At 72.4% G+C, this 15,743-nt stretch carries 3 protein-coding genes; 1 reads left to right on the top strand and 2 read right to left on the bottom strand.

Annotated elements, in window-relative coordinates; genetic code table 11:
- Positions 1-52: 52 nt before the first annotated feature.
- Both ABT147_RS02800 and ABT147_RS02805 read right to left on the bottom strand, forming a co-directional pair.
- Positions 53-2,737, bottom strand: coding sequence for a right-handed parallel beta-helix repeat-containing protein (locus ABT147_RS02800; protein WP_351402055.1), 2,685 nt, complete (start codon positions 2,735-2,737; stop codon positions 53-55).
- Positions 2,734-13,209 carry a scabin-related ADP-ribosyltransferase gene (locus tag ABT147_RS02805; RefSeq protein ID WP_351402057.1) on the bottom strand — a complete coding sequence of 3,492 codons (10,476 nt, stop codon included), beginning with the start codon at positions 13,207-13,209 and terminating at the stop codon, positions 2,734-2,736. The genes ABT147_RS02800 and ABT147_RS02805 overlap by 4 nt, the downstream gene beginning before the upstream one ends.
- Positions 13,210-13,472: 263 nt before the next feature.
- Here ABT147_RS02805 and ABT147_RS02810 point away from each other — a divergent pair, with 263 nt between their 5' ends.
- Positions 13,473-15,725, top strand: a complete 2,253-nt coding sequence (locus ABT147_RS02810; RefSeq protein WP_351402059.1) for a coiled-coil domain-containing protein — start codon at positions 13,473-13,475, stop codon at positions 15,723-15,725.
- The last annotated feature ends 18 nt before the right edge of the window (positions 15,726-15,743 follow it).

A 15,743-nucleotide genomic window follows, 5' to 3' on the forward strand; every position in this document is an offset into this window, starting at 1 on the left:
TGGGCGCGTGTGCGGGGGTGAGGCGGGTGTGCGGGGGTGGGCGAGCGAGGGTTCAGGGGCTCTGCGGGATGTCCTCGGGTCTGAGGGTCATCACGTCGGACTCGGTGGCGTCCGGCAGTTCGGCGATGCGGTACGCCTGGCGTTCCGTCATGGCCTGGAACAGCTGGCGGGCCGTACGGCCGTTGCCGAAGCCCCGGTCCCGGGGCATCGCGTCGAAGCGGGCGGTCAGCGACTCGCGGGCGTCCGGGGCGAGTTCGTACTGGTGCTGGGCCGCCTGGTGCTCGACGATGCTCACCAGTTCGGCGCTGCCGTAGTCCTCGAAGAGGAGGGTGCGGTTGAAGCGGGAGGCGAGGCCGGGGTTGGAGCGGACGAAGACCTCCATCTCCTTGAGATAGCCGGCCACGATCACCACCACGTCGTCGCGGTGGTCCTCCATCAGCTTCAGCAGGGTGGCGATCGCCTCCTGGCCGAAGTCGTTCGAACCGGCGTACTGGGTGAGGGAGTACGCCTCGTCGATGAACAGCACCCCGCCCCGGGCCTGCTGGAAGAGACGGGAGGTCTTCGGACCCGTGTGGCCCACGTACTCGCCGACCAGCGCCGAGCGGTCGGCCTCGACCAGGTGCCCGCGCTCCAGCAGGCCGACGGCGGCCAGGATGCGGCCGTAGAGCCGGGCGACGGTCGTCTTGCCGGTGCCGGGGTTGCCGGTGAAGACCAGGTGGCGGCTGAGCGGGGGAGGGGCGAGGCCCATCTCCTCGCGGCGGCGGACCATCCGCATCAGCTTCACCAGCGACGAGACGTCCTGCTTGACTCGGTCCAGGCCGGCCAGGCCGTCGAGTTCGGCGAGCAGGTCCTCGATGGTGTCCTCGGGGGGCGCCTCGGTCTCCCGCGCGGTCGACCGCGGGTCCCCGCCCGGGCTTCCGGCGGCCGCGAGCGACTGGTCCGCGCCGGTCGGCAGCGAAGGGTTCTTCACATCCCGGGAGAGGCAGTCGTCGAACACCGGCCGGGCGCCCTTCTCCAGCGCCACGTCCTCCTCGGTGTCCCGGACCAGACAGCCGCGCAGGACGGGAGCGCCGCCGGCCGACACATGCAGCGCCGGGAAGGCCGTGCCGTCGCTGCCGGCCCCGGCGAAGACACAGTCCTCGAAGGTGCCGCGGGCCTTCTCGCCGACGAACAGGCTGTTCTTGCCGGTCCGGGCCACCGTGACCGACCTGACCCGGGGTTCGGCCCCCGGGCCCACCACCAGGCCGGAGCCGGCGGCGTCCCGGACCGTGCAGCCCTCGACGCTGGGCGTGGCGCGCTCGCCGATGACCAGGCCGGCCGTGCCGGTGCCGCTGATCCGGCAGTCCCGCAGCACCGGGGCCGTCCCCGTGCCGCAGGAGATCCCGGCCCGCTCGGCGTCCGTGACGTCGCACTCCTCCAGGACCACAGTCCCGGTCGACTCGGTGGTGATCCCGGCCCGGCCGCGCACCACGGACAGGCCACGCATCCGGGCCTCGGCCGCGCTGTCGATCCGCACCCCGGACAGTCCGCAGTCCGTGATCCGGCCGCCCTCGACGGTGAGCCCGGCCCGGTCGGTGGCCCGGATTCCGTGCTCAGGCGTCGAGGAGATACGGCAGGCCGTGAGCGTCACCCGGGAGTCGTCGCAGGCGTGCACCGCGCTGAACGACGACTCCGTCAGGTCGCCGGTGGCCATCCGGACCTCGGAACGGTCGCCCGCGAGCAGCGCGTTGGCCCGGCTGCCGGTCACCGAGGTGCCCTCGGCGGTCAGCCGGGCGGCCCCCCGGGCCACCAGACCCGAGCCGTGCGCCCGGTCGACCTGGCAGTCCACCAGCTCCGCGCGGCTCTCCCCGTCCGCGCTCACACCCGGCCCCGAGCCGTCCCGCACACGGCAGTCCCGCAGCAGGACGTCCCCCGTGCCGGAGACGGCGACCCCGTCCGTGCCGGTGCGCAGGATCTCGCAGCGGGCGAGCAGGACACCGCCGCGCGCGCTCTCCCGATCCGCCGGGTCCTCGGGCCGGGCCGAACTGCCCAGCACCCGTACGCCCTCGGCGGCCGTCTCCGTCACCCGGCAGTCCAGCGCGGCGACGGACGCCTCGTCCTCCACCAGCACACCGCTGCGGCCCGGCCCCGTGACCCGGCACTCGCGCAGCACGGCCCGGGCGGCGCCCCGTACCCGGACGCCGGACCCGGAGACCCGTCGTACGGTCAGCTCCGTGGCCTCGGCGGTCGCGCGGGAGCCGATGACGACTCCGGTGCCCTCGACGTCCTCGACCACGACCCGGGTCAGCCGGGCCGGGCCGGTGGTGTTGAGGTGCACGGCGGCCAGCTCCGCCCCCGCGACCCGGCAGTCGGTCAGGGTGAGCGACGCGTCGCCGCCCGCCTCGATCCGGCCGCCGGAGACCTCGCAGCGCTCCAGCTCCAGATCGCCGGCGCTCACCAGCACCGTGGGCAGCGCCGGGTCCTGGCCGGTCAGGACGAGGCCCTCGACCCGCACGCCCGGGGCGGCGGCCTCCAGCACGGGCCGGCCGGGGGACGCGGCCAGCAGCCGTACGGCGTGCTCCGGGCCGTCCTCCGGCAGCAGGCGCACCGCGCGGTCCAGGAGCAACTGCTCGACGTACTCGCCCGGGGCGATACGGATCTCGTCGCCGTCGCGGGCGGCGCGCATCGCGGAGGCGATGCTGCGGTGCGTGCCGCGGCCCTTGGGGGCGACCCGGTGCACGGTGGAGGTGGGGGTCACAGGAGTTCCGTTCCGTCGGGGAGGGCGGCCGGGTCGAGGGTCAGCGGCTGCGGTGCGGTGGGTGCCGGGGCGGTCGGCGCGGTGGGTGTGCCGCCCGAGGGCGGGAAGGCGCGGGACGGCTGGATGTTGGCCGTGTCCTTGTTGTTGAGCCCGTAGTTGAGGGTGCCCGCGCCCAGTGCCTCGGCGGCCTGCCAGATCAGCTCTCCGGGGCCACCGCGGTGGAAGATCCGAGAGCCGGCGGTGGCGTGCCAGGTGTAGCGCAGGAGTCCGCTGGTGACGCCCGCGAAGGCCGAACCCGCCGCGCCCCAGGCTCCGGCCTCAAGGGCTTCGAGGCCGGTGCGCTTCTGCCCGTTCACCCCGAACACGGCCGCGTTGACGGTGTTGTTGACGAATCCGGTGAGGACACCGACGCCCAGGTTGCTGAAGAAGTCGTAGGAGCCGGAGCGCCAGCGGGTGGGGTTCTCGAACACGGTCCACTCGCCGTTCCAGTCGTCGCTGGAGGCGAGGGGGTGGCGGTGCCAGTCCTGGCCCTGGTCGAGGTTGGTCAGGCCGTACTTGAGGTAGCCGAGGCGGGTGGTGTCGTAGGCGATGTTGACGCCGACGCGGATGCCGCCGCCGATGGCGCCGTTGAGGGCCGCCCGCTGCAGGGCCGTGATCGGGTCGAACCTGGTGTTGCCGAGGTCGGCGGTGATGGCGGAGACGGCGAAGCTGGTGCCGAACTCGATGAGGTAGCCCATGGTGAAGTCCGTGACGGCCTTGCGCAGCTGGTGCCGCCACATCGGCATCGCGGCCGAGGAGCCGTCCTCGACGCCGGTCCAGATCTCGTGGAACACATCGCGGAACTCACGGTTGAGGCCGCGCAGCTCGGTCGTGTAGCCGCGGAAGTCCACCTCGCGTCCGATGAGCTTCCAGCTGCGGTGCCCGTCGAGACCCACCTCTCCGCCGACCTTCGGCAGGCTGCTGATCTCCGGCAGCTTGGCGATGTCGAAGTTCGACCAGCGGCCGAAGGCGTCGGTGGCCCAGACCCGTCCGGTGATGGTGCGCTGGGCCACCATCCGGCCGTCCTGGTACTCGCGCCACTGGTTCCACAGCGACTCCGACTCCCGGAAGCGGCCCTCGACACCCTCCACCGGATCCCGGCGGTGGAGCACCTTGCCCATGTCGAACTCCTGCCAGACCTCCCGGTTCACGGTGGCGGAGACATCCGGCTCGAAGTGGCGCGCCGACCGGGAGAGGAGATCGGACAGGGTGATCCGGCCGGGGTCAACGGGAGGTGCGACGGCCGGCCGGTTCACCGTGTACGCGTACTCGCGGACCCGGCCGCCGTCGCGGAACCGTACGACCTCGGTGCCGATGTGGTCGCTCCAGCGGCCCCCCGCGAGGTCTTGGTAGGTGCGTATGCCCTTGGAGTCGACCGTGCCGTCGGCGCCGGTCTTCTGCCAGGACCAGGTGCCGTCGGACCCCCGGGTGGCGTCGACCCAGACCGAGCCGTCGCCGGTGGCGTTGCGCTCCCGGATCGCGTCGCCCCGCCGGCCGTTCGGCAGCCTCTCGAAGTCGATGAAGGAGTCGTCCCAGGTCCGGGTGCGCACCAGCGAGCCGCGGTTCTGGATCCGGACGCCCTCGCTGACCTGGCCGTCCGGGCCGGTGGCCGTCCAGGTCCAGCGGTCCTTGCGGGGGTCGCCGTGGGACTCGACGTACAGATCGCCCCAGTGGTCGCGGCGGCCGGTGATCTGCAGCTGGGTGTTCTTGTCCACCCAGACCCCGGAGACGTCGTCGGCGCCGATGCCGCGTGCCGGGTTCTCGCCGAGGTACTCCCGCACACCGGTGCCCTGCGAGCGCAGGGACAGCAGTTCGTTCCCGGCCGCGTCCTCGAACACGTCCACGAAGCCACCGTCGGCGGAGACGTACCGCGTGCCGGTGGTGCCGCTCTTGGTGTCCAGCCAGGGCAGCTCGTACGCGTCCGCCGTGCCGTTCCACTTCGGGGCCGGGCCCCACTGCTTGGGATCGACGGCGCTGCGGCCCACCTCGACCACGTTGCCGTTCTCCAGGGTGCGGGTCTCCCGGACGACCCGGCCGAACTGGTCGATGTCCTGCCAGCCCCGGCCGCCGTGCGCGGCCAGCCGGACGCCCCGCAGCTCGCCGCCGTCCGCGGCGGTCTCCGTCCACTTGGACACCTGGAACATGGAGTCGCCGGTGAAGAAGTTCCGGAAGAAGCCGTCGAACCGGCCGTGGCCCGCGCGCGGGTACCAGGCCGCCGCCGGGAGGCGCTGGTCGGAGATCCGGGTGACATGCAGGGTGCCGCCGTCGGCGAGCTGCGTCATCTCCTCGGTGAGTTCGTCGATGAAGTCGATCGGCTTGTTGTTCGGGCCGACGGCGGTGTGGACCAGGGGGTTCGCCCGCATCCCGCCGGGGGCCGGGCCGGACAGCACCGGGTGCTCCAGATACTGACGGGAGCCGTGGTAGCCGTCCAAGGGCCAGACGTCGCCCCGCCGCTGGGCCACGGCCTGCTGCCCCGTGGCCGGGTCGAGGTAGGTGTCCTTGTAGCCGATCCGGGTCCAGGACCAGTCGCGGGTGCCGTGCAGCACCTCGGTGCCGTCCTTGTCGAAGCGCGTCCAGACCCAGGTGCCCTCCGCGTTCTTCTCCGCCCGGATCAGACCGCCGTCGAGGGTCTTGGTGTACGTCCGCACATCGAGGACGTCCATCGGAGCCCAGCGGTACGGCAGGGTGTCGTGGAAGGTCCTGCGGTCGCCGTCGAAGATCCGCTCCCCGGCCCGCAGTTTGTTCCCGGCCTCGTCGAACTCGGTCCAGCGGGCCCGGCCGGTCCGGTCCAGATCGAGGTGGAGGACATGGCCGTCGCCGAGGACCTCGCGCTCGAACAGCGTCACCTGGCCCTCGCCGACCAGCTTGACCTGCCCGGTGGCGGACCTCTCCAGTCCGGCCGTGTCGAAGCGGCCGGTGAGCGGGGTGCCCGAGGAGTCGAGCCGTACGGCCTTGCCGGTCGCCTGGTCGATCTTCCAGTACTGGCCGTTGGTCCTCCCGCCCTTGACCCGTACGGCGACGGTCTCCTCCACCAGCCTGCCCGCCTGGTCGAACACCGTCCGCTCCAGGGGCTGGGCGCCCTTCCCGGTGGGGATCAGGGCGATCCGGCCGTCGTCGAGCGACTCGGCGCGGAAGCCCGGCAGTTCACGGCCCGCCGGGTCCAGTACCCGCGGTACGCCGCCGGGGGCGTCCGCGTCGAAGCGCAACATGCCCCGGTCGCCGGGCAGCGGGACGTCATGGAGGGTGTGCACGCCCTCGGGGCCGTAGTGCCAGTGCGTGGTGCCGGCCGCGTCGGTGACGGTGAGGCCGCCGTGCGGGCCGGTGCCCGGGGCGACCGTGAAGAGGTCGTCGGCGGGGCGGGCGCCGGCGAAGTCGACCGAGGTGGCCGTCCACGGTCCGCCGTCCGCCGAGCGGCCGGTGACCCCGAGCTTCAGCCCGTCCAGGTCGGCCGGGCCGCCCCGCAGGAACACCTCCTGGTACACCAGCCCTCGGTTCGCGTCGAAGCCCAGCGTCACGTCGGAGGGGGTGTGGTGCACGGTGTAGCGGCTGCCGCCGGGCCCGCCGTGCGGAGTCGGTGTGACGGTGAAGTCGCCGAGGACACGGCCCGCCGGGGGGACGGCCTGGAGGTCGTCGAGGCGGGTCGCGAGCGGCAGGTTCAGATAGTCGCCGAGGGTGGTGACGGCCTGGCGCCGCAGCCCCAGCCGCGCCTGTTCGGTCATGGCCCGCAGCTGGTCGCCCAGCAGCCCCGGGCGCAGCCCGAGCCTGTCGAGCGACACGGCCGCCTCGTCGGCGAGCCGCTGGAGGCCGGGCAGGTCCAGCCCCTGGAAGGCGTGGGAGTCGGGCGCCGCGTGCAGGAAGTCCATGGCCCCGGCGATGCCGGACAGGTCGGCCGGGGCGACCTCCGGCGCCGTGGGCAGGCCCGAGGCCTCGTCGAGCGTACGGTCGAACATGCGGGCGAGGTCGGTGTCGTCCAGGGTGCCGCCGACATCGCCGACATCGCCGAAGTCGCCGAGTTCGTCGAGCCGGATCGGTGCCGCGTCGGGCCCGGCGCCCTCCGTGAAGCGCAGGAACCCGGAGCCGTCCGGGTCCGGCAGGTCGCGCAGGGCGAGGCGGCCGGTGTGGTCGAAGTGGAAACGCGACCCGGTGATCGTGTCGGTGATGGTGAAGCCGCTGGGCAGGCGCTCGGCGAGCGGGCCGGCCGTCGGCGTGAACCGGACGGAACCGGCGGCACCGGTGGGCACCAGCAGATCGACATCGATCCGCCCCGCGCCCTGCGCTCCGGGACCGACCGTCACATGGACCCGGATGCCGTCCGGCAGCCCGTCGACGCCGAGCACGGTCTCCCGCCCGAGGAAACGGCCGTCCGGCCCGAAGGTGAACCTGGTCGTGCCGGCCGGGTCGATGACGGCGAACCTGCCGCTGTCGTCGAGCAGTTCGACCGTGAAGTCCGAGGCGCGCACCGGTCCGGTCCCGCCGGGGGCACGGTCGGCCAGGTCCAGCCGGAACGCGCCCCGCGGTGCCTCGTCGGTCGCCGGGAGGCGGGTCACCCGCAGGTCGAACTCCGTCAGTTCGTCCACCCCGGACAGCGGCACACGGATCGGCTCGTCCGCGCCCCGGAGCTCGTCGTCCGTCCGGCGGAGGGCGTCGAGGCGTGCCCGCAGGGCCTCCAGGTCGGTGTCCGGCAGGTCGCCGAGTTCCGAGAGGGCGTCGGTGCGCGGCGAGTCGGGGCCCATGACGCGGTTCAGTTCGTCGGCGGACAGGGGCCGTACGTCCTGGGTCAGGTCGTTCCAGAGGTCGTCGACGAGCGACTGTTCCGCCGAGCCGAGGCGTCCCGGTTCGGGGAGGAAGTCGGTGCGCGGGGCGTCCAGGTCCGTGAGGCGGCCGAGGTCGTCCAGGGGGCCTCGTACGCCGCCCGCCTCGTCGAGCGTACGGGCGAAGATCCCGGCCACATCGCCCAGGTCACCGGCGAAGTCGCCCAGGTCGCCGAGCTCGTCGAGCCGGACCGGCGCGGTGCCGGGGGCGGCGTCCTCGGTGAAGCGGAGGAAGTCGGAGCCGTCCCGGGCGGGTACGTCCCGGATCGCGAGGCGGCCGCTCGCGTCGAAGTGGAAGCGGGCGCCGGTGACGGTGTCGGTGACCGTGAAGCCGTTCGGCAGCCGTCCGGCGAGTGAGCCGTCCATCGGGCCCAGCCGGAAGGAACCGGTGAGGTTCGACGGGCCGGTCAGTTCGAGCACCCTGGTCGTGATCCCGCCCGTTCCGGGGGTGATCGTCACCTTGACGCCCAGACCTGCCGAGCCGTCGATGCCCGACAGGGCGAGCGGCAGCTCCTGCCCGCGCAGGGTGCCGCCGGGTTCGAACCGCCACACCGCCGTGAGCCCGCCCGAGTCCGGCACGGGCACCCGCACGGTCAGCTCGCTCAGCGATCCGGTCGCGTCCCTGACCGGCGTGAGCGTCGCACCCTGGACGGGCATCCCGTCGGGGCCGACCACCCTCGGCATCGGGTCGAGGGCGTCGTCGGTCAAACGCAGCGCCAGGTCGGTGCCGGACAGCGGCAGTTCCCGGTACTCCAACTGCCCCAGCGCGTCGAACTGCCAGCGCACACCGCCCTGCGGACCCGTGATGCCCAGCCCGCCGCCCTCGCGGAGGGTGACGTTCACGTTCTCCAGCCGTACCGGGCCGCCGGGGGCGCCGAAGTCCAGCACGTCGATCCGGAACGAGGCCGGCGCGAGATCGGTCGCCGGGAACTCCGTGACCCGCAGCCGCAGATTCGTCAGCTCGTCCGCGCCGGACAGGGCGACGCCGTCGAACCGGGACGGATTCACCGGCGTCGGGAAGCCTTCGGCCGGCGCCGACGCGAACCGGGCGTCGAATCCGGCGGGTTGCGGCGGGAGATCCGTACGCGGGAGGTCGGGGAGCGGGAGCCGGTTCAGCGAGCCGGCCTCTCCGAGCTGACCCAACTCGCCCAGGCGGCCGAGATCGCCGACGTCACCGAGGCGGCTGACGTCACCGAGGCGGCCGACATCGCCGACGTCACTCAGCCGGCCGAGGTCGCCCGCCTCCCCGAGTCGGCCGAGGCCGCCCAGGTCATTGAGCCGGCCGAGGTCGCCCAACTCCCCGAGCCGGCCGAGGTCGCCCAACTCCCCGAGCCGGCCGAGGTCGCCCGATTCGCCCAGGCTGCCGAGGGGCGACGGGGAGCCCACCGTCGTGTCCGGCACCGGGGAGCCGGACGCGTCCAGGCGTATCGGCGGCGCCCCGTCCGCCGGAAGGTCCACGAACCGGCCGCCCCGGTCGAACAGGAAGCGCCCCCCGGTCGCCGTGTCGGTCACCGAGAAGCCGCCCGGCAGCCGCTGGGCGAGCTCGCCGTCCAGCCGTACGACATCGAAGGCGCCCTCGCCCAGGCCCGGCACGGTCAGCCGGTGGGTCGGCGACTGGGCGCCGCCCGGGAGCTGGGTGAACGTGGTGGTGAGCCGGGACCCGGTCAGCGGGCCGCCGACGGGGCCGGACAGGGTCAGCTGCTCGGACAGCCGTGTCCCGTCCAGGTCGAAGCGGCCGATCCAGGCACCGTCGGGCGACTCCACCCGCACACCCGTGACGACGCCCAGTGCACCCCTGACCGGCTCGACGGTCGCCCCGCCGGGCAGCGGCATCCCGTCAGAACCGACCACGCGGGGCAGGGACCCCGGCCCCGCCACGGCGTCGAAGCGGACGAAGCCGTCGCCGACCGGGAGCCGGAGGTCGGTGAACTGCCGGACCTCGTCGGCGCCGAACACCAGCCGGATGTCCCCGGCCGCGTCGGTGAATGTGAACCCGCCGTCCTCCAGCGGGGTGCGCTGCCACTCCAGCCGGAAGCCGGTGGCCCCGGCGAAGTCCGCCGGGTCGACCACCACGGTCTCGACGCGGGGCGCGGGCGCGTCGAAGCGGTCGAAGGTGAACTCGTCCGACAGATACCCGAGATCGCCCACCTGGCTTCCGACCTCGTCCAAGGCGTCGGCCCCGTTCAGGGAGCCGAGGTCGTCGAGAGCCCGGGGCTCGCCCAGGTCGAGCTGGTCCAGGAGTCGCAGCTGGTCGTCGAGGGACAGGCCCTGGAAGTCCAGCGCGTTGAGGCCCGAGGTGCCCTCCCCGGCGCCCTTCGGAGCCAACGCCAGTTCGGGGAAGGGGTTGTTGCCCCCGAAGTTGGGGTTGGGGATCCATTCGAGGAGGTTGTGCTGGGCGTCCAGCCGGTACGCGCCACGGATGAACTCCGAGGCGATACCGCCGGGGAAGGCGATCTCGTTCTCGGACGCCCAGCCCGACGCCCGCCAGGCGTCCGTTCCCATGGAGCGTTCGAAGGTCCTGCCCACGTCGATACCGCCGGAGGCCTCGATCTCGAACTTGAAGATGCCGTCCCAGACGAGGTTCCGGTCCGTGGTGGTGCTCAGGAACGCCGACGGCTGGCCGGTCCTGACCATGACGTCGAGACTCGTCTCCAGGGGGTCGCGGACGGTGAACCCCTCGCTGAAGATCTGGTCGAGGGGGCGCTTGCCGCCGATACGCCACAGCGTCTCGTCGGTCTCGCGCCACACCGGGGGCGGTGTGATGGTCTGGAGATCGACGGAGCGGTCGGCGGCGAACGCCAGCCGGTCCGGCTGCCGCGGCGAGGGCAGGACCACCTCGTCCAGGCCCGTCCCCGGCAGCCGGGGGAGCGTGACCGATCCCGGATCGCCGAGGACCGCAGGACGGCCGTCGGCGCCGAACCGGGTGACGACGCCCTCGGGGGTGGTGACCGTGAAGACTCCGTCGGCCATTCGCACGTCGACGTCGGGGACGATTCCGGTGTCCGATCTGAGCACCCAGGTGACCGCCGGCCCGGGCTCCATGGTGATCCACTGCCCTGTGGGCCGCCCGAGGTCGTCCAGCAGCCGGAGCTCACCGGTGGGCAGTGCGGCCCCCGGGCCGTCGACGCGGGCCATCATCACCGTGATGTCCCGGCGGACCGTGTCCAGGTTCATCCCCAGCCGGTCGAACGCGATCCTGGACCGGTCGAAGTCGAGTCGCGCGGCGCTCAGATCAAGCTCGGCCTTGGCGCGGCTCAGCGGCGGTACGTCGGCCAGTCCGTCGAGTTCGCCGAGTCCGCGTCCGGCGGTGTCCAGCTGGAGCTGGGTGGTCTGGGTTCGCACCCAGGCCTGGAAGCGTTCCGTGGCGAGCTTGCCGGTGGCCCCGCCGGTGACGATGTCCCGCAGGGTCAGCGGGGTGAACGTGGTGCTCCTGGTGACCGGGGTGCTGAGGTCCGTCCGGACCGGCCCGAGGCCGAGCAGCTTCCGTGCGCCGCGGGAGGCGTCGGTGGTGTCGGGGATCAGCCGGGTGAGGTCGTCGAGCCTGATCCCCAGGTCGTCCAGGCCGTCGGCGCCGGTCGCCGAGTTCCAGGTCGGGACCCGGGGGTCGGCCGGGCCGAGGACGTCGACCCGCACCCCGTCCTTCAACCGCACCCGGACGTCCACCGGATCGGTCTTCCCGACCCGCAGGACGACCCCGTCCGGAGCGACGTTCACCAGGTCGATCTCGCCGTCCAGGATCCTGCCCACCTGGAACTCGGTCAGTCCGCCGAGCCTGCCGTCGAAGCTCAGCTCCGCCAGATCCGACAGCTCGTCCAGGGGCTTGAGCAGCCCGGTCCCGGTGCGCTCCACGCCCGTCAGCGCGTCGAGGTCCCGCAGCTGGTCGAGCGTGGTGCGCGGGGGCGGCAGGGTGAGGGGGGAGCCGGGGGTGAGGGCGCCGCCGAACTCGTCCACCTGGTCGAACAGGGTGAGCGTGGGGCGCAGCCGAGGGGGCATCAGATCGTCGCCCACCCGGCTCGTCACGGGGTTCAGCACGCCGAGCCGCTGTCCGCCGGGGACCGTGCCGACCGGGAGGCCCACCGTGCCGAGGGTGTCCAGGGTGTCGAGCCGGACGCCCAGGTCGTCGAGGCCGGCCGGCATCCGGGGGGCGCCCGGGCCGGTCAGGGAGCTGAAGGCGGGGGTGCGGGGTGTCGTCACGGCCGTCACCGGGATCGCGGCCAGCTCGTCGAGGGCGGCGTCGAACTCCGGGGTGCCGGGCACGGCGAGCCGTTCGGTGTCCGTACCGGTCACCGGGCGCAGGGTTCCGCCCTGGTCGAGATTGCGGCCCGTGAGGTTCGTGAGGTCCGCGGCCAGGGAGCCCGTTCGGGTGAGCGAGCCGACGGACCGGGAGGAGAACGACATGCCGCGGTCGACGAACCCCATACGGAAGGCGCCCCGGTAGCCGAACCGGGCGATCTCGGAGTACCTCATGGGCAGGAGCGCCGTCATCGTGAGCCGGCCGAGGCTCATCACCGTGAAGACACCGAGCCGTCCGGCCATGCTGCCGCCGACGAACGCGGTCGACTCGATGAAGTCGCGGGTCAGCGCGGACCGGCCCTGCCGCCACGCGCCCCGGGCGAATCCCCCCATGAGCCGCAGGGCCGACCCGAGCATCGCGGGCGTCTTGGACAGCACCCGGGGCAGCGCCATGAACCCGCTCGCGGCCCGGCCGCCGAGCCCGCCGCCGAACCGTACGAGGCCCTGTCCGGCCAGCGACAGGAACCGGCCGGGGGAGGTGAACAGCATCCTGCCGCCCCGGAACAGCAGCCGCCCGCTCGCGGAGAGGGCGCCGCCGAGGGCCTTCGTACCCGCCGTGGCCATGCGGGTCAGCCCGCCGAGGGTGGTGAGCCCCTTCGTCGACGGGAACAGGATGCCGAGGAAGGCCAGGCCCAGGCTGAGGGCGTTGCCGTTGCCCGTGGCGTAGTCGACGAGGGCCTTGGCGAAGAGCACCGCGCCCAGCCCGAACGCCACCAGCCCCAGCGGGCCGCCGATCACGGCCGCGACGAGGGTGATGACCAGCGCGACGATCTCCAGGACCTTGAAGAACGTCGACACGAACCGCTTCCAGAAGCTCTTCTTCGGCTTCTTCACGGGCCGCGACACCAACCGGGCCGCCTCGCGCAGGGTGTCCTCCAGGATCTTCGCCTCGGCCTGGATGGCGTCGATCTCGGCGTCCACCTCGCCCCGGGCGCGGGTCATCTCCGGATCGTTCTCGGCCAGCGGCTGACCACCGACCCGTTCCAGTGCGGCGACGGTGTCCGCGGCGTTCTCGGCCCGGTCCTGGGAGTCCCCGAGGGCGCGGGCGTAGCGGGCGGTGGCGTCGGCGGCCATGTCGAACGAGCGGTTGATGTTCGCCATGAACGTCTTGAGCTCGTCCTTGACGTACGTACGCAGCGCGTCCGCGGTCCGCCCCTCGAAGCCGCCGTCCTCCGCCTTGGCCAGCAGGGTGTCGAGGCCGCCGCTGACCCGCCCGGCGAGATCGCTGAGGCCGCGCAGCTCCTTGGTGATGCTGTCGACGACACCCGGATCCCCCGTCACCGGATTGCCGGTGAATCCGACTCTGCTCCACTCGTCGGAGGTGGCCAAGGAGTCCTCCAGGTGGTCCGGGACTTGGGGTACCGAAAGCAGACGTACCGAGGCGGCTCCGGAGTTCAAGAAAGTGGCGCACGCCACAGTTCTCGCCGGTCAGCGCGGTGCGGACGAAATCTTTTTGAACCATCCGGACCCGAGTCCTCGTCTACAGGGCGGCTCGGCACGGACACGACGCTTCACGGCACGCACGGCACGGCACTGCACGGACACGACGCTTCACGGCACGGACACGACGCTTCGGGGAAAGGACGGCGGACATGGTGCGCGTCTCCTACGACTACGACCTGATGACCGTCCTCGCACGCCATCTGTGGCACCTCCGCGACGAACTCGACAACGCCTCGAAGACGGACAAGACGTTCGCGGTCGGGGACATCGGCCCGCGCCGGGAGACGGCCGAGGCACTGGAGGACTTCTACGGCGCCTGGAAGAAGTCCTTCGGTGAGGGCTGGCAGGCCATGACGGACCTCGGCAACCTCCTCGACAGGGCGGGCAAGGCCTTCTACGACCAGGACGCCTCCCACGCCGCCGGCGCGGCCCAGCAGGTCACCGCCCAGGTCCGCGACCAGGCCGGCCGGCAGAACGAGATCCGCAAGCAGGCGCTGGCCGGCAAGCTCCGCGCGGACGAGGCCAGAAGACTGGAAGCCCGCTACAAGACCCAGCAGGCGCGTCTGAAGAAGGAACAGGACGCGCTGGTCGAGAAGCGGAAGAAGCTCGACGAGCGGACCGCGGCCCAGCAGAAGCGGCAGGAAGAGCTGAACCGGGAGCAGGAGGAGCTCGCCGCGAGGCGGGAGCCCCTGCTGAAGGAGCAGGACGAACTCCAGGCCAGACAGCAGCGGCTGTGGCAGGAGGAGAAGGACCTCCTCAAGGAGCGCGAGGAGAAGCTCCAGGTCAAGCGGGACGAGCTGCAGAAGGAGTACGAGGCCCTCCGCGCCGAGCAGGAGCCCCTGATCAGGCAGCAGGAGGAACTCCAGCGCGAGCAGCTGCGGCTGTGGGAGGACGAGAAGGCCCTCCGCGCGGAGCAGGACGCGGCCCTGCAGAAGAAGGTCACCGCTCTGGAGGCGGAGCAGAAGGCCTACGACGCCAAGCAGGACGTTCTGGAGGAGAAGCAGGAAGCCCTGTGGGAGGAACGGCGGACCCTCCAGGGCAAGGACGGCGTCACCCAGGCCGAACTCGATGCCTGGCAGCGCAGACAGGACGCCCTGGACAAGGAGCGCGACGACCTGTGGGAGTCCGAGGGCAAGGGGCTCGCCGGGCGCTGGGAGGCGCTGGAGCAGGAACAGCGCGACCAGGAGAAGGCGTTCGCCCCGCTCCGTGAGCGGCAGAAGGAACTCGACGACGAGCGTGCCGCGCTGAGCCGCGCCCAGGAGCCCCTCTCCGAGCGGCAGGACGAACTCCAGGCCCGGCAGAAGGACCTCTGGGCCCTGGAGAAGTCCACCCAGAAGGAGGTCGAGGACGCCCTCAAGGCCGAGCGGGACGACCTGGACGCCGATCGCGCCGACCTCCAGACCCGGCTGGACCCCCTGGACCGGGAGTCGGACGACCTGCAGGCCCGCCAGAAGGAGCTGTGGGACGACCAGGCGGAGAGCGACAAGGAGCAGACCGCGCTCACCGAGGAGGAGAAGCCCGTCCAGCAGCGGCAGCAGGACCTCCAGGACGGCTTCGGCGAGGAGTACGACAAGCTGCGCGACTGGGACCCGGACAAGGACGCCGACGTCGGCCGGCTCCGGGGCATGCGCGGCCAGCTGGACGATCTGCCCGACGAGGCCTTCGTCCCCAAGGGCTACACGATCCAGGACGGCAACAGCACCACCACCGTGTCGTACCAGCTCGACGAGAACGGTGAGATCAAGGTCGACAGGAACGGCGACCCCGTCGAGACGACCACCACCGTCACCAACAAGAACACGGGCCTGACGTACTCCGAGACGTACCACCCGCTGTCCGGGGACGGCGACTCCGTGACCACGATCCGCAGCTCCGACGGCTCGGTCACCAAGGTCTACATGGACTCCTCGCCCGAGGGATCACCCGACGGGTGGATGAAGCGCTACGTCACCGACGGGACCGGCCGGGACACCCTCCAGATCTGGACCAAGCGGCCGGACGGTGACTGGGAGCTGACCATGGACAAGGAGGAGTACCTCAACTCCGAGGCCGGCAAGGAGGACCCCCAGCAGCGGCTGGACCGGCCCCCCGCCTATCTCACGGTGGAGAACCCGCTGGTCGACTCCGGCGGCCGGCCCTCCGGCTCCACCGCCCCGGGGACGACGACCACCGTGCAGGAGGGCGTCACCCGGACCGACTACACGGGTGCGGACGGCTCCGTGACCAGGGTCGTCACCAACGAGAACACCGGGACCCGCTTCGTCGCCGACGCGAGCAACGAGGTCCAGGAGATCTGGCAGCGGGCCGACGACGGGACCTGGTACCTGAGGGAGTCCGTCACCCAGCACGAACGCAGCAGCGCCGAACCACCCCTCGGAACACTCGGCGAGAACTGGCGCTGACCCCCCCCCACCCGGAGC

Origin of the sequence: Streptomyces sp. NPDC001868, assembly GCF_040297125.1 — a bacterium.
Taxonomy (GTDB): Bacteria; Actinomycetota; Actinomycetes; order Streptomycetales; family Streptomycetaceae; genus Streptomyces.